Origin of the sequence: Variovorax sp. MSC1_012 (assembly GCF_023667525.1) — a bacterium.
Classification (GTDB): domain Bacteria; phylum Pseudomonadota; class Gammaproteobacteria; order Burkholderiales; family Burkholderiaceae_C; genus Variovorax; species Variovorax beijingensis_B.
The window spans coordinates 980730-994837 of sequence record NZ_CM174443.1 but is presented as its reverse complement, the minus strand read 5'-3'; the positions used below and the strand labels follow the sequence as shown (position 1 = coordinate 994837).

Annotated in this window: 15 protein-coding genes; 7 read left to right on the top strand and 8 right to left on the bottom strand. The window is 67.2% G+C overall.

The features are described 5' to 3' along the window. Nucleotides 1-51: 51 nt before the first annotated feature. Entirely contained in the window at nucleotides 52-690 is a 639-nt protein-coding gene (locus L1081_RS04600; RefSeq protein WP_012748359.1) for a 3-oxoacid CoA-transferase subunit B, read from the bottom strand. Between the two features lies 1 nt (nucleotide 691). Then, nucleotides 692-1495 carry a 3-oxoacid CoA-transferase subunit A gene (locus L1081_RS04595; protein WP_489415395.1) on the bottom strand — a complete coding sequence of 268 codons (804 nt, stop codon included), beginning with the start codon at nucleotides 1493-1495 and terminating at the stop codon, nucleotides 692-694. Nucleotides 1496-1596: 101 nt separating this feature from the next. On the opposite strand from L1081_RS04595, the gene L1081_RS04590 reads away from it, so the two are divergent. Both L1081_RS04590 and L1081_RS04585 read left to right on the top strand, forming a co-directional pair. Beyond that, nucleotides 1597-2163, top strand: coding sequence for a LuxR C-terminal-related transcriptional regulator (locus tag L1081_RS04590; protein WP_012748361.1), 567 nt, complete (start codon nucleotides 1597-1599; stop codon nucleotides 2161-2163). A gap of 115 nt (nucleotides 2164-2278) precedes the next feature. Continuing rightward, nucleotides 2279-2425 carry a hypothetical protein gene (locus L1081_RS04585; protein ID WP_489415394.1) on the top strand — a complete coding sequence of 49 codons (147 nt, stop codon included), beginning with the start codon at nucleotides 2279-2281 and terminating at the stop codon, nucleotides 2423-2425. A gap of 25 nt (nucleotides 2426-2450) precedes the next feature. On the opposite strand, the gene L1081_RS04580 is transcribed toward L1081_RS04585, so the two are convergent. The 4 genes from L1081_RS04580 to L1081_RS04565 are packed head-to-tail and all read right to left on the bottom strand — an operon-like array spanning nucleotide 2451 to nucleotide 6006. Continuing rightward, nucleotides 2451-3425: a tripartite tricarboxylate transporter substrate-binding protein gene (locus L1081_RS04580; protein ID WP_489415393.1), complete on the bottom strand. Its 975-nt coding sequence runs from the start codon at nucleotides 3423-3425 to the stop codon at nucleotides 2451-2453. Nucleotides 3426-3473: 48 nt separating this feature from the next. Continuing rightward, nucleotides 3474-3854 (bottom strand): VOC family protein, encoded by a 381-nt coding sequence (locus L1081_RS04575; protein WP_489415392.1) that lies wholly within the window; start codon nucleotides 3852-3854, stop codon nucleotides 3474-3476. After that, complete coding sequence (locus L1081_RS04570; RefSeq protein WP_489415391.1) at nucleotides 3851-4834, bottom strand: hydroxymethylglutaryl-CoA lyase; 984 nt, start codon at nucleotides 4832-4834, stop codon at nucleotides 3851-3853. Before L1081_RS04570 ends, L1081_RS04575 begins: the two co-directional genes overlap by 4 nt. Then, the gene (locus tag L1081_RS04565) at nucleotides 4831-6006 is read right to left on the bottom strand and encodes a CoA transferase (protein WP_489415390.1); all 1176 of its coding nucleotides are present in this window, start codon (nucleotides 6004-6006) and stop codon (nucleotides 4831-4833) included. The genes L1081_RS04570 and L1081_RS04565 overlap by 4 nt, the downstream gene beginning before the upstream one ends. Before the next feature lie 234 nt (nucleotides 6007-6240). Between L1081_RS04565 and L1081_RS04560 the strand changes: the two genes are divergently transcribed. After that, on the top strand, nucleotides 6241-7191 hold the full coding sequence (locus tag L1081_RS04560; protein ID WP_209503614.1) for an IS110 family transposase: 951 nt from the start codon (nucleotides 6241-6243) through the stop codon (nucleotides 7189-7191). A gap of 121 nt (nucleotides 7192-7312) precedes the next feature. Next, a complete protein-coding gene (locus L1081_RS04555) occupies nucleotides 7313-8224 on the top strand; it encodes a LysR substrate-binding domain-containing protein (protein ID WP_489415389.1) in 912 nt (303 codons plus the stop codon). 35 nt (nucleotides 8225-8259) lie between these two features. Here L1081_RS04555 and L1081_RS04550 read toward each other — a convergent pair whose 3' ends face one another. Further along, on the bottom strand, nucleotides 8260-9204 hold the full coding sequence (locus tag L1081_RS04550) for a LysR substrate-binding domain-containing protein (protein WP_489415388.1): 945 nt from the start codon (nucleotides 9202-9204) through the stop codon (nucleotides 8260-8262). A gap of 105 nt (nucleotides 9205-9309) precedes the next feature. Between L1081_RS04550 and L1081_RS04545 the strand changes: the two genes are divergently transcribed. The 3 genes from L1081_RS04545 (at nucleotide 9310) to L1081_RS04535 (ending at nucleotide 13584) form a co-directional block, all read left to right on the top strand. Next, nucleotides 9310-10818, top strand: a complete 1509-nt coding sequence (locus L1081_RS04545; RefSeq protein ID WP_489415387.1) for a CoA-acylating methylmalonate-semialdehyde dehydrogenase — start codon at nucleotides 9310-9312, stop codon at nucleotides 10816-10818. Nucleotides 10819-10923: 105 nt separating this feature from the next. Beyond that, entirely contained in the window at nucleotides 10924-11769 is an 846-nt protein-coding gene (locus L1081_RS04540) for a class I SAM-dependent methyltransferase (RefSeq protein WP_489415386.1), read from the top strand. A 216-nt stretch (nucleotides 11770-11985) separates the two neighbouring features. Next, nucleotides 11986-13584 (top strand): glucan biosynthesis protein, encoded by a 1599-nt coding sequence (locus L1081_RS04535; RefSeq protein WP_489415385.1) that lies wholly within the window; start codon nucleotides 11986-11988, stop codon nucleotides 13582-13584. An 18-nt stretch (nucleotides 13585-13602) separates the two neighbouring features. Here L1081_RS04535 and L1081_RS04530 read toward each other — a convergent pair whose 3' ends face one another. Further along, nucleotides 13603-14028 carry an FKBP-type peptidyl-prolyl cis-trans isomerase gene (locus L1081_RS04530; protein ID WP_489415384.1) on the bottom strand — a complete coding sequence of 142 codons (426 nt, stop codon included), beginning with the start codon at nucleotides 14026-14028 and terminating at the stop codon, nucleotides 13603-13605. Nucleotides 14029-14108: the final 80 nt, after the last annotated feature.

Genomic DNA, 14108 nt, shown 5'->3' with positions numbered 1-14108 from the left:
GGCAGGGCCCGCTTTCGCGGCCCTGCCCTTCGTCGCCGTTGCGCCGCCGCCCTACTGAATCAGCTTGGCGCCGGTCTTGGCCTGCAGCGCGTCGAAGCTCACGCCCGGCGCGAGCTCGACCACCTTGAGGCCTTCGGGCACCACGTCCATCACGGCCAGGTCGGTGATGATGCGGTCGACCACGCCCACGCCCGTCAATGGCAGCGTGCACTTCTCGAGGATCTTGAGGTCCTCGGTGCCGTCCTTCTTCTTCGCGACGTGCTCCATCAGCACGATCACACGCTTCACGCCGGCCACCAGGTCCATGGCGCCGCCCATGCCCTTGACCATCTTGCCGGGGATCATCCAGTTGGCGAGGTCGCCCTTCACGCTGACCTGCATGGCGCCCAGGATCGACAGGTTGATCTTGCCGCCGCGGATCATCGCGAAGCTGTCATGGCTGCCGAAGATGGCCGAGCCGGGGATGGTGGTCACGGTCTGCTTGCCGGCGTTGATCAGGTCGGCGTCGACCTGGTCTTCGGTCGGGAACGGGCCGATGCCGAGCATGCCGTTTTCGCTTTGCAGCCACACTTCCTTGTCGCCGACGAAGTTGGCCACCAGCGTGGGAATGCCGATGCCCAGGTTCACGTAGAAGCCGTCTTCGAGTTCTTGCGCCGCACGCGCGGCCATTTGGTCTTGGGTCCAGGGCATCTCAGGCTCCTTTGTTGTTCTTGACGGGGGCAGGCACTTCGCTGCCGGCGGCGGCCTGCGCAATGGCGGCCTGGGCTTCGACCTTGGCGGCCGCGGCGTCGGTCGGCGCGGCCGCGCTCACGGTGCGCTTCTCGATGCGCTTCTCGGGCTTGGCGTTGAGCACGATGCGGTGCACGTAGATGCCCGGCAAGTGGATGTCGTCAGGGGCCAGTTCGCCCACCTCGACGATCTTCTCGACCTCGACGATGCAGATCTTGCCGGCCATGGCGGCGGCCGGGTTGAAGTTGCGCGCCGTGAGGCGGAAGCGCAGGTTGCCCGACTTGTCGGCCACGTCGGCCTTCACCAGCGCCACGTCGGGCACCAGCGAGCGCTCCATCACGTAGGTTTCGCCGTCGAACTCGCGCAGTTCCTTGCCTTCGGCCACCTGCGTGCCGACACCGGTCTTGGTGAAGAAAGCCGGAATGCCCGCGCCGCCCGCGCGCAGCTTCTCGGCCAGCGTGCCCTGGGGCGTGAATTCGAGCTGCAGCTCGCCCGCGAGGTACTGGCGCTCGAACTCCTTGTTCTCGCCCACGTAGGACGCGATCATCTTCTTGATCTGGCGCGTCTCGAGCAGCTTGCCAAGGCCGAAGCCGTCGACGCCCGCATTGTTGGAGATGCAGGTGAGATCCTTGACGTCCGAGTCGCGCAACGCGTCGATCAGCGCCTCGGGAATGCCGCACAGGCCGAAGCCGCCGACCGCGAGCGTCTGCCCGTCGGCCACGACCCCCTTGAGTGCCGCGTCTGCGGAGGGATAAATCTTGTTCACTCGGGCTCCTTGATGGATGGTGGAGAGTTGGCGAAAACCTTGAAGAGCCTTGAACGATACTACGTAGTCGCATACGTAGTATTTCGTAATGGTGACCCCCGATGCCCGAGATCGATTACCGGCTGGCTTTTGAACAGGCGCCCGTCGGCATGGTGGTGTCGAGCAACCGCACGATCGTGGCCTGCAACGAGCGGGTGTGCGAGATTTTCGGTGCAACGCCCTCCGCGCTGGTCGGGCATTCGTTCAGCATCCTGTACCCGAGCGTGGCCGAGTTCGAGCGCATCGGCAAGCGCATGGAGCCGTTCCTGAACGCCAGCGGCCGCTATGCCGACAACCGCATGATGAAGCGCCTGGGCGGGCTGCACGGCGCCATCGCCGGCGAGACCTTCTGGTGCCACGTCACGGGACACGCCATGAACCGCGCCGCGCCGCACGAAGCCGGCATCTGGACCTTCGAGGACCTGGGATCGCGCCGCGCCGTGAAGGCCGAGCTCACGCCGCGCGAGCGCGAGGTGGCGGCGCAGGTGATGCGCGGGCTCACGTCCAAGGAGATCGGCAAGGCGCTGGGCATCAGCCACCGCACGGTGGAACTGCACCGGGCGCGGCTGATGCGCAAGTACGCGGCGGCGACCACGGCGGAGCTGGTGCAGAAGCTCATTGCGGGCTGATCGTTGCAAAAACGGAAACGCGGTGTCTTCGAAAGCCCCGTGCCGCTGCCCCTGCAGAGGTCTATCTTCGAGGCCATGCGAACAGATCGTTCGCGTTCATTCAGGAGCAGATGCCATGTCCACAGCCCTTCATTCCGAAAAGAACCTCCTTCAGCAAACCAGGCTGTCGGTGGCGCAGGCCCACGCGATTGCCACGCACCGGCTGCCGGTGACGCTGACCCTCGCGGCGATCATCCTGTCGGTGCTCGGCGTCAAGCCCTGAGCCCCGCGAGAGGCATTGGCCGGGCTCAGTCCGGCTTGATATCCGCCGCCTTGATCACCTTCGCCCAGGCCGCCAGTTCCTGGTCGACGAACTTGCCCAGCGCCGCCGGGTCCATGTAGGTGGCGAAGGCGCCCTGCTCGTCCACCTTCTTGCGGAACGACTCGCTCTCGACGATCTTCCTGATCTCGGCGCTGAGCTTGTTGACGACCTCGGGCGGCGTCTTGGCCGGCGCGAACACCGCGAACCACGACTCCACCTCGTAGCCCGGCAGCCCCGCCTCGGCCGAGGTCGGCACATCGGGCATCGACGGATGGCGCTTGCTGCCCGTGTAGGCCAGCGGCTTGATGCGGCCGCCCGCGAAATGGCCGATGACCGAGGGCGGCGTGGTGATGAACATGTCGACGTTGCCCGCGATCAGGTCGTTGATGGCCGGGCCCGAGCCCTTGTAGGGCACGTGCGTCATCGGCTGCCTGGCCTGCCGCGACAGCAGCTCGCCCGCGATGTGCTGGATCGAGCCGTTACCCGACGAGGCGAAGAACAGGCCACCCTCTTTCTTCTTCTTGCCGTACTCGATCAGCTCCTTCATCGAGTTCACGGGCAGCTTGCCGCTCACCGCGACCACGTGCGGCGCGCGCATCACCAGCGCCACCGGCACGAAGTCCTTGGTGGGGCTCCACTTGATCTGCGGAAAGAGCGCGGGGTTGCCGACGTGGTAGCCCGAGTACTGCATCAGCAGCGTGTAGCCGTCGGGCGCGGCGCGCGCCACCGCCTCGGTGCCGATGTTGCCGCTGGCGCCGGGCTTGTTGTCGACCACGATGGGTTGGCCCAGTGCGCGCTGCAGCGGCTCGGCCACCATGCGCGCCATGATGTCGGTGGACCCGGCAGGCGCGGTGGGCACGATGAAGGTGATCGGTTTCGAGGGCCAGGTGTCGGCGCTGGCCGCGGTGGCCGCCAGTGCGAGGCCGAGGCCTGCCATCAGAAGGCGATGAGTGGGTTTCATGATTTGTCTGTCTCCGGTGTTTTTAGGGTTGCATTCGAAGCCAGCCCATCAGGGCGCCAGCTCGGATATCTCGATGAGATTCAGGTCAGGGTCGCGCACGTAGACCGATCTGATGCGCGACGTGGCGCCGGTCCGCATCACCGGGCCTTCGAGGATCGGAACGCCCTTGTCTTTCAGCCGCGCGATCACGTCCTCCAGCGGCACGCTCGCGATGAAGCACAGGTCCAGCGAGCCCGGCGTCGGCACCTGCGCCTTGGGCTCGAACTCGTGGCCCTTCACATGCAGGTTGATCTTCTGGTTGCCGAAGCGAAAGGCCTTGCGGTCGGCACCGAAAGTCTCCAGCGCCATGCCCATCACGTCGACGTAGAAGCGGGTGCAGGCCTCCTCGTGGGCGGTGGTGAGCACCAGGTGGTCCAGATGGTCGATCATGGGTGCAGCTCCTTGGCGCGGCGCGCATGCGCACGCGCCGCGATGTCGTTGAAATCCGCCGGCGGTGCATGCCGCGTGAGCCGATGGCCGGCGCGGGAAACCTGGCTCGGCAAGTCGTGCTGCACCAGCGCTTCGAGTTCCGAGGCGGCATCGATCAGGCCGCCCAGATCCATGCCCGTGTCGTAGCCCATGCATTGCAGCATGTGCACCACGTCCTCGGTGGCGACGTTGCCGGTGGCGCCGGGTGCGTACGGGCAGCCGCCGATGCCGCCCAGCGACATGTCGAGCCGCTCGATGCCCGCCTCGACCGCCGCCATCGTGTTCGCCAGCCCCATGCCGCGCGTGTTGTGGAAGTGCGCCGTCCATTGCAGGCCGGGATGCCGCGCCATCGCGGCCTCGCAGACGGCCTGCACCTGCGTGGGAAAGGCCATGCCCGTGGTGTCGCACAGCGTGATGCCCTGCATCTGCAGCGCCGCGAAGCGGTCGATCCACTCCAGCACGGCGGCCAGCGGCACCTCGCCTTCCATCGGGCAGCCGAAGACGCAGGAGAGCGACACATTCACCGGCACGCCGGCCCGCCTGGCCAGCGCGATGACCTCGGCCAGCTGCGCGAACGACTGCTCGCGCGTCATGCGCAGGTTGCTGAGGTTGTGGGTCTCGCTGACTGACATGACGATGTTGAATTCGCCGATGCGGCTCTCCAGTGCACGCTCGGCCCCGCGCAGGTTCGGTACCAGCGCGGTATAGACCACGCCCGGCCGGCGCACGATGCGCTGCATCACTTCCTCGCCATCGCGCAGCGCCGGAATCGCCTTGGCGGAGGTGAACGAAGTCACTTCGATCTTGGCGTAGCCCAGGGTGCCCAGGCGATCGATGAGCGCGATCTTGTCGTCGGTGGGAATGAAGCGGCTCTCCATCTGGAAGCCGTCGCGCGTGGCCACTTCGTTGATGAAGAGCCGCTTGCCCTTGCCTTCTTTCATACGGCCTCGCTTTCTTCGGTGCGGCGCGCCGGCCAGCCCGCGCCCTGCAGCTCATCGGTGTGTTCGCCGAGCCGCGGCGCGGGATGCGCAATGCGCCCCGGAGTGGCGCTGAGCTTGGGCACCACGCCCGGCACCTTGAGCATTTCGCCGTCGGCGGTGGCCGTCTCGACGATCATCTGGCGCGCCAGGTACTGCGGATCGGTGGCGATGTCGGCCACCGTGTAGATGCGCCCGACCGGCACGCCGGCCGCATCGAGCACCGCCAGCACCTCGTCGCGGCTGCGCTGCAGCGTCCAGGCCTCGATGGCGGCGTCGATCTCTTCCACCCGCTGCACGCGGCCGTCGTTGTGCACGAGCTGCGGATCGTTTTCCAGGTCCGCGCGGCCGATGGCGCGCATCAGCCGCCTGAAGATGCTGTCGCCGTTGCCCGCCACCAGCACATAGTGGCCGTCGCTGCACTTGTAGGCATTGGTCGGCGCAATGCCCGGCAGGGCGCTGCCGGCGCGCTCGCGCACCGCGCCGAACGCGTCGTACTCGGGCAGCAGGCTTTCCATCACATTGAAGACCGACTCGTAGAGCGCCACGTCGATGAACTGCCCTTGCCCGCCATGGGCCGTGCGGTGGTGCAGCGCCGTGAGCACGCCGATCACGCCGTGCAGCGCCGCCAGCGTGTCGCCGAGCGAGACGCCCACACGCACCGGCACCCGACCCGGCTCGCCGCTCAGGTAGCGCAGCCCGCCCATCGATTCGCCGAGCACGCCGAAGCCCGGCTTGTCGCGGTACGGGCCGGTCTGCCCGTAGCCCGAGATGCGCAGCATGATGAGCCGCGGGTTCAGCGCATGCAGCTGCTCCCAGCCCAGGCCCCAGCCTTCGAGCGTGCCGGGCTTGAAGTTCTCGATCAGCACGTCGGCCTCCAGCGCCAGCGCGCGCACGGCCTGCTGGCCTTCGGCGCTGCGCAGGTCGAGGCACACCGAGCGCTTGTTGCGCGACTGCACCTCCCACCACACCGAGGTGCCCTCGCGCAGCAGCCGCCACTTGCGCAGCGGATCGCCGACGCCAGCGGGCTCGACCTTGATCACGTCGGCGCCGAAGTCCGCGAGCGTCTTGCCCGCGAACGGGCCGGCGATGAGCTGGCCGAGCTCCAGCACCTTGAGGCCTTCGAGTGCATTCATCTTGCGTCTGTCTCCTTATATCTTTCGAATAGTTCAAACTTCATTGCTCGAGGTGCTGCAAAGCACGTCGATCAGTGAACGGGTTGACTCGCCACCGCGCAGCCTGGGTCTCCTGCGAGCCCGAGCTCGACCTACAGCACAGGGCGCGCGGTGGTGGTCTCTTTGTTCTGCTGCATCCCGAATGGTTGATCGAACACATTTCGTATTCATAAGGCTGGGAGCCGGAGAACTGTCATGAGTGAACCTGTCTACGTAGGCATCGACATCGCCAAGGCCAGCTTCGAGGTGGCCGCCAGTGGCGAGACACAGACCTTGAACCTGGGCAACGACGAGGCCGGTCATGCCGAGTTGTGTCAGGTGCTCGTGCCGCTGGCACCTCGCCTGATCCTGTTGGAGGCCACCGGTGGCCATGAGCAGGGTCTGGCGCTCGCGCTGGCAGCCGCTGGTCTGCGCGTGTCGGTCATTAACCCGCGACAGGCGCGCGACTTCGCGCGCTGTATGGGCAAGCTGGCCAAGACCGATCGAATCGACGCGCAGATGCTTCGCGGATTCGCCGAACTGCTGGACGCCCAGGGCCATGAGCCACGCGCGCTGGCCGACGAGCAGCAGCGTGAGCTCACCGCCATGGTGGCCCGCCGACGCCAGCTGGTGGCCATGCTCGTGGCCGAACGCCAACGCCTTGCACTGGCTCATCCGAAGGCCAAGGCCAGCATCCTGGCGATCATGGATGCCATTGCCGCCCAGCTTCACGACATGGACGGCGAGCTGCGCGAGCACGTGCACGCACATCACGCAGACCTGGCGCGTTTGCTGACCTCGGTCAAGGGGGTGGGGCCGACCACGGCCAGCACCCTGCTGGCGCAATTGCCCGAACTGGGCAAGCTCAACCGCAAGCAGATCACTTCCCTGGTGGGCCTGGCTCCAGTCAACCGCGACTCGGGCACCTTGCGCGGACAGCGTCACATCTTCGGTGGACGCGCGGACGTGCGCCGCGTGCTGTACGTCGCCGCTTTGGTAGGCACGCGATTCAATCCCGTGCTCAAGGCCTTCTATGCGGCCCTGCTGGCCGCAGGCAAGCCAAAGAAGGTCGCCTTGGTGGCATGCATGCACAAGCTGCTCATCATCCTCAACGCCATTGCCAGAACCAGGCAACCTTGGCGCGACGACTTTGCGGTGGCAGCTTGAGTTGGTCATACAAGATGGTTGCTGATGGGTTGCCCCAACTCTAGGAACAGATCGCGGCGAACGGAATTGCTTTGATGGCAGGAGGCCTTCGCAAAATGCGAAGGCTTTCTAGAATGGAAGGATGGCCGTCCCCATCAACCCTGCCCGCGTCGATTTCGTCACGCTGCGCCTGTTCTGCGCCGTGGCGCAGTCGGGCAGCATCACCAAGGGCGCGGAAGCCTGCCACCTGGCGCTCTCGGCCGCCAGCCGGCGGCTTTCGGACTTCGAGGCGGCCACGGGCTCGAAGCTGCTGGAGCGCAGCTCGCAAGGCATTGCGCTGACCCCGGCCGGCCACGTCGCCATGCAGCATGCGATGCGGCTGTTCCAGGGCTTCGAGCAGTTCAGCAACGAACTCGGCGACTACTCGAGCGGGGTGCGCGGCCATGTGCGGCTGTGGGCCAACATGTCGGCGCTCACCGAGTTCCTGCCGGCCACGCTCGCCGCCTTCCTCGGCCAGCACCCGGACATTCGCGTGGAGGTCGAGGAGCAGCTGAGCGGCGACATCGTGCGCGCGCTGGTCGATGGCCTGGCCGACGTGGGCGTGTTCGCCGAGAACACGCCGGCCTATGGGCTCGACGTGGCGCCGTTCCAGACCGACGAGCTGGTGGTGCTGTGCGCCCGGCAGCATCCGCTCGCACGCACCCGCCGGACCGACTTCAAGACCTGCCTCGCGCACGAGTTCGTGGGCCTGAACCGCAGCAGCTCGCTGCTCGAACTCACCTCGCGCGCGGCCGAGCAGGCCGGCATTCCGATGCGCCTGCGCGTGCAGGTGCGCAGCTTCGATGCGATGTGCCACATGATCGCGGCCAACCTCGGCATCGGCGTGGTGCCGCTCGCGGCCTGCAAGGCGCAGGTGAGCGCGCTCGGCCTCAAGGTGGTGCGGCTCAGGGATGCCTGGGCCGTGCGCCGGCTGCTGATGGCCACCAAGACCGGCGAGACCTTGTCGCCGGCGGCGCAACTGCTGGTTGGGCAGTTGATGGCGTCGTCCAACTGAAAACGAGACCGGAACGGTCTCCTTGAGGCATCAGCCTAAGGCAGCTCGAACCCCGCCTTCAGCGTCTCGCGCAGATGGCTCACGAACAGGTTGACCGCACGCGGAATGTGCAGCGAATACGGCCGTATGGCGTAGATCTGGTCGGCGAAGGCGCCCGTCGGCTGCCAGTCGGGGAGCACCTCGACCAGCTTGCCCGCCTGCAGGCCCGACTGCGCGCTGAAGTCAGGCAAGAGCGCAATGCCCAGCCCCGCCTGGGCCGCGTCGCGCAGCGCCTCGCTGTTGTTGGCCGCCAGCGGACCGGCGATGGGCACGGTCACGCGCTCGGCCTGGCGCGCGCGGCCGCCGCGCCGCTCGAACGACCACACGTTGGTTTCCTGCCCGCGCGGATAGTGCAGGCAATCGTGCTCGGTCAGCATGGGCGGCGCCAGCGGGGTGCCGCGGCGGCGCAGGTAGGCCCGGCTGGCCACCAGCACCGAGCGCGTCTCGCACAGGCGCCAGGCCACGTGCGTGTCGGGCGGCGATGCCGCATGCCGCACCGCCAGGTCGAAGCCTTCCGTGGCCAGCGAGCTCAGCCGGTCGGAAAGCTCCATCTCGATGCGGATCGACGGATGCGCCAGCAGAAAGTCGGCGAGCCTGGGCAGCAACTGCTGACGCCCCAGCGCCACCGGCGCGGTCACCCGCACCAGGCCGCGCGGTTCGCCCGCATGGTCCCGCGCCTCCAGGAAGCTGTGGGCGATCCGCTCGAAGGGCTCGCGGGTCTGGTCGACCAGCTGCTGACCAGCCTCGGTCAGCCGCATGCTGCGGGTGGTGCGGCGCACCAGCGTGACGCCCACGGCGCGCTCCAGCTCGGCGATGCGCTGGCTCATGGCGGCCTTGCTCACGCCCAGGCGCGCCGCGGCGGCGGTGTAGCTGCCCTGCTGGCCGAGCACGATCAGCCAGTGCAGGTGCATCCAGAGCGATTCAGCTTTTTGCAGATCCATGGTGGGATTGTTCACTATAGCGAACAAACAGTTCAACTTTTGCGTCTAGGCAGGGACCCTTCCCCTTTCTAGACTGGCACACCACTTCACCCTTGGCAGCACCCCATGACCCAACAGATTGCTCATTTCATCGGCGGCCGGCACGCCGCCGGCAGCTCCGCCCGCACGCAGGACGTCACCAACCCCGCCACCGGCAAGGTCACGGGCAAGGTGGCACTCGCCGCCCAGGCCGACGTCGACGCCGCGGTGGCCGCCGCACAGGCCGCCTTCCCCAAGTGGGCCGACACGCCGCCGATCCGCCGCGCCCGCGTGATGTTCAAGTTCCTGGAGCTGCTGAACCTGCACAAGGACGAGCTCGCGCACATGATCACCGCCGAGCACGGCAAGGTGTTCACCGATGCGCAGGGCGAGGTCTCGCGCGGCATCGACATCGTCGAGTTCGCCTGCGGCATCCCGCAGCTGCTCAAGGGCGACTTCACCGATCAGGTCTCCACCGGCATCGACAACTGGACGCTGCGCCAGCCGCTCGGCGTGGTCGCCGGCATCACGCCCTTCAACTTCCCGGTGATGGTGCCGATGTGGATGTTCCCGGTGGCCATTGCCGCGGGCAACACCTTCGTGCTCAAGCCCAGCCCGACCGACCCGACCCCGTCGCTTCGCATGGCCGAACTGCTGAAGGAGGCGGGCCTGCCCGACGGCGTGTTCAACGTGGTACAGGGCGACAAGGTGGCGGTCGACGCACTGCTCGAGCATCCGGACGTCAAGGCGATCAGCTTCGTGGGCTCCACGCCCATTGCCAACTACATCTACGAAACCGGCGCGCGCAACGGCAAGCGCGTGCAGGCGCTCGGCGGCGCGAAGAACCACATGGTGGTGATGCCCGACGCCGACATCGACCAGACGGTGGACGCGCTGATCGGCGCGGGCTACGGCTCGGCCGGCGAGCGCTGCATGGCGATCAGCGTGGCGGTGCTGGTGGGCGACGTGGCCGACAAGATCATTCCCAAGCTCGTGGAACGCACGAAGACGCTCAAGGTGCTCGACGGCGAGAACCTCGCGGCCGAGATGGGCCCGATCGTCACGCGCGCGGCACATGAACGCATCACGGGCTACATCGCCCAGGGCGAGAAGGAGGGCGCGAAGCTGCTGGTCGACGGCCGCAGCTTCGACGGCAGCCAGGCCGGTACCGGCTGCGGCGACGGCTTCTGGATGGGCGGCACGCTGTTCGACCACGTCACGCCCGGGATGCGCATCTACAAGGAAGAGATCTTCGGCCCGGTGCTCTCCTGCGTGCGCGTGGCCAGCTTCAAGGACGCGGTCGACCTGGTCAACGACCATGAATTCGGCAATGGCGTGAGCTGCTTCACGCGCGACGGCAACGTGGCGCGCGAGTTCAGCCGCCGCATCCAGGTGGGCATGGTCGGCATCAACGTGCCGATCCCGGTGCCCATGGCATGGCACGGCTTCGGCGGCTGGAAGCGCAGCCTGTTCGGCGACATGCATGCCTACGGCGAGGAAGGCGTGCGCTTCTACACCAAGCAGAAGTCCATCATGCAGCGCTGGCCCGAGAGCATTGGCAAGGGCGCCGAGTTCGTAATGCCCACAGCCAAGTAAGGATGGAGCGATGGCGGCCGGCACGAGCCGCCAGGCTAACCAAAGGCTGACTTGCTCCGCGGCGTGGGAGCAGCCAGACTTGCGCATGACCCGCTGCCTGCGCCCATGACAACAAGCAAGAGAGCCGCGCGAGGCCTGTCGGCCGTGCCGTCGACCCTGCGGATTCCGCTCGCCGCGCGCGCTTCCGGCGACGCGATGTTTCCGCAGATGGCCGTGCGGGACGCCTATGCCGCGTCGATCCTCGAGAAGATTCGCGACGAAGGCCATCCGCTGCCCGAGGACCGGACCACCATCTACAGCATCCTGAGCCGCACGCGGCGCTTTCGCAGCCTCGCGCAGGAATTCCTCAAGCAGCATCCGGGCGGCCGCGTGGTGAACATGGGCTGCGGCCTGAGCCACTATTTTCAGTGGCTGGACGACGGAAGGTCGCGCATGACGGATGCCGACCTGCCCGAAGTGATGGCGCTGCGCCGCGAGCTGATTCCCGAGACCCACCCGCGCCACGATGCGCGCGACCTCGACCTCACCTCGCCCCGCTGGTGGGACGCGCTCGAGCTGCCGCGCAAGCGCCAGGCACAGCCGGTCTTCCTCTTCACCGAAGGCGTCCTGATGTACCTGCAGCCGCAGCAGGCGCAGGCCGTGCTCGCGACCTTCGGCGAGCGCGCACCCGCGGGTTCGGTGCTGGCCTTCGACGCCGTCTGCTGGCTCGCGGTGGGCCGCGCCGCGCAGCATCCGTCGCTGCGCGCCACCAGGGCGGAGTTTCATTGGGGGCTGCGCAAGACCGCCGAACTGACGCAGCCCCATCCGCGCCTGCGCCTCGAGGCCACTTATCGGGTGCTCGAAGGCGTCGGGCTGGCCTACGCCCTGTTCGCGCCGCTGGCGCTGATGCTGCTCGGCGTGCCGCTCTATGCCGTCTACGCGCTGGGCGTGGCGGACCACGCCGATACATAAACGCACAAATTTCTCAAATCCCGGCCTTGTCCGGCGCGCAGCGCGCAGCTTGGCTGACGCGCCCGGCCCCGCGGCCGCGGCATGCTCGCCGCTCTTGTGCGCGGAAAATTCCTGGCGCCGGCTGCATTAGGATGGTTTCTCCAGCCGCATCGCATTCCGCGCATTCCTTTTCGTACTCCACGACGTACTCCCAAGACCGCAACCCTCAAGAAACACATGCTTGATCGCCGATCCTTCCTTGCCGCAGGTGGTGCCGCCGCCGCACTCGCCGCCCTTGGACTGCCCGAAGAGGCACTGGCCGCCAACGGCCTGAAGCTGAGCCAGCCTTCGCCCTTCTCGTTCGACCGCCTCGTGGCGCAGGCCAGGCGCCTGGCCGGGCAGCCCTATGCCGCCGCCGCGCCGCTCGCGCCCGAGGTGCTCGAGAAGATCGACTACGACGCGCACGGCAAGATCAAGTTCGACCCGGCCAACGCCCTCTTCCGCGACGGTCCGGGCGCCTTTCCCGTCACCTTCTTCCATCTCGGCCGCTTCTTCCAGACACCGGTGCGCATGCACGTGCTCGAGAATTCCGATGGCGATGCCTTCGCACGCGAGGTGCTCTACAGCCCTTCGTACTTCTCGATGCCGCCCGACAGCCCGGCGCGCGCGCTGCCGGCCGGCGCGGGCTTTGCGGGCTTTCGCTTGCAGGAAAGCCGCCTGGGCGACCAGGGCAAGCTCGACTGGCAGAAGAACGACTGGGTGGCCTTCCTGGGCGCCTCCTACTTCCGCGCGATCGGCGAGCTCTACCAGTACGGCCTGTCGGCCCGCGGCCTTGCGCTCGACGTGGCGGTGCCCGACAAGCCCGAGGAGTTCCCGACCTTCACGCGCTTCTATTTCGAGACGCCGGCCGCGAACAACACCACCTCGATGACCGTCTACGCACTGCTCGAAGGGCCGAGCGTCACGGGCGTGTTCAAGTTCGTGATGCAGCGCGGCAAGGCCGTGATCATGGACATCGACTCGCGCCTGTTCCTTCGCCGCGACGTGTCGCGCCTGGGCCTGGTGCCGCTCACCTCGATGTACTGGTACTCGGAAACCATCAAGCCCACCGCCATCGACTGGCGCCCCGAGGTGCACGACTCCGACGGCCTGGCCATCTGGAACGGCGCGGGCGAGCGCATCTGGCGCCCGCTCAACAACCCGACGCAGACGCGCGCCTCGGCCTTTGCCGACACCCGGCCGCGCGGCTTCGGGCTGCTGCAGCGCGACCGTGCGTTCGACAACTACCAGGACGGCGTCAACTACGAAAAGCGCCCGAGCCTCTGGATCGAGCCGCTGGGCGACTGGGGCGAAGGCTCGGTGCAGCTGATCGAGATCCCGACCGACGACGAGATCCACGACAACATCGTCGCCTTCTGGGTGCCCAAGGCCGATGCCAAGGCCGGTGCGAGCTACAGTCTGCAGTACCGGCTGCACTGGACCGACCAGGAGCCCTTTCCCTCGCCGCTCGCGCGCTGCGTGGCCACGCGCATCGGACGCGGCGGACAACCGGGCCAGCCGCGCCCGCCGGGCGTGCGCAAGTTCATGGTCGAGTTCGTCGGGCAGCCGCTCACCACCGTGCCCTTCGGCGTGAAGCCCGAGCTGGTGCTGACGGCACCGCGCGGCAAGTTCTCCTACGTCTTTGCCGAGGCCGTGCCCAACGGCGTGCCGGGCCACTGGCGCGCGCAGTTCGACTTCACGCCCGAAGGCAACGAGCCCATCGACATGCGGCTTTACCTGAAGACCGGCGACAAGACACTCACGGAAACCTGGCTGTTCCAGTTCCAGCCAAGTTGAGTTCTCGGGATCTGCCGGTCAGCGCTTCTTGACCGACACCAGCTCGACTTCGAAGTTGAGCGTGGCGTTCGGCGGGATCACGCCGCCCGCGCCGCGCGAGCCGTAGGCAATGGCCGGCGGGCAGGTCAGCTTGGCCTTGCCGCCCGGCTTCATCTTCTGCACGCCTTCGGTCCAGCAGGGGATCACGCCGTTGAGCGGAAACTCGGTCGGCTCGCCACGGCTGTAGGAGCTGTCGAATTCCTTGCCGCTGTCGGGGAAGGTGCCGCGGTAGTGCACCTTGACCACGTCGGTGGCGGCGGGCGATGCACCGCTGCCTTCCTTCAGCGACTGGTAGACCAGGCCGCTCGGCGTGGTGACGGGCGCCGACTGCGCCCAGGCGCCGGACACCGCGCACAACGAGACCAGGGCGGCACAGAAGAGAGACGAAGAAGAGGAAGACTTCACTGAACACCTCGGGAGATTGGAAAGGCACGATTATGGCCAGCGTTGGAACGGGCCTTGCTTTGCCGGATACGCACTGTCAA

Coding starts and splice junctions, on each gene's coding strand:
- L1081_RS04600 (WP_012748359.1), bottom strand. CDS start 690: ATGCCCTGGACCCAAGACCAAATGGCCGCGCGTGCGGCGCAAGAACTC.
- L1081_RS04540 (WP_489415386.1), top strand. CDS start 10,924: ATGACAACAAGCAAGAGAGCCGCGCGAGGCCTGTCGGCCGTGCCGTCG.
- L1081_RS04535 (WP_489415385.1), top strand. CDS start 11,986: ATGCTTGATCGCCGATCCTTCCTTGCCGCAGGTGGTGCCGCCGCCGCA.
- L1081_RS04590 (WP_012748361.1), top strand. CDS start 1,597: ATGCCCGAGATCGATTACCGGCTGGCTTTTGAACAGGCGCCCGTCGGC.
- L1081_RS04575 (WP_489415392.1), bottom strand. CDS start 3,854: ATGATCGACCATCTGGACCACCTGGTGCTCACCACCGCCCACGAGGAG.
- L1081_RS04570 (WP_489415391.1), bottom strand. CDS start 4,834: ATGAAAGAAGGCAAGGGCAAGCGGCTCTTCATCAACGAAGTGGCCACG.
- L1081_RS04560 (WP_209503614.1), top strand. CDS start 6,241: ATGAGTGAACCTGTCTACGTAGGCATCGACATCGCCAAGGCCAGCTTC.
- L1081_RS04585 (WP_489415394.1), top strand. CDS start 2,279: ATGTCCACAGCCCTTCATTCCGAAAAGAACCTCCTTCAGCAAACCAGG.
- L1081_RS04550 (WP_489415388.1), bottom strand. CDS start 9,204: ATGGATCTGCAAAAAGCTGAATCGCTCTGGATGCACCTGCACTGGCTG.
- L1081_RS04580 (WP_489415393.1), bottom strand. CDS start 3,425: ATGAAACCCACTCATCGCCTTCTGATGGCAGGCCTCGGCCTCGCACTG.
- L1081_RS04545 (WP_489415387.1), top strand. CDS start 9,310: ATGACCCAACAGATTGCTCATTTCATCGGCGGCCGGCACGCCGCCGGC.
- L1081_RS04565 (WP_489415390.1), bottom strand. CDS start 6,006: ATGAATGCACTCGAAGGCCTCAAGGTGCTGGAGCTCGGCCAGCTCATC.
- L1081_RS04555 (WP_489415389.1), top strand. CDS start 7,313: ATGGCCGTCCCCATCAACCCTGCCCGCGTCGATTTCGTCACGCTGCGC.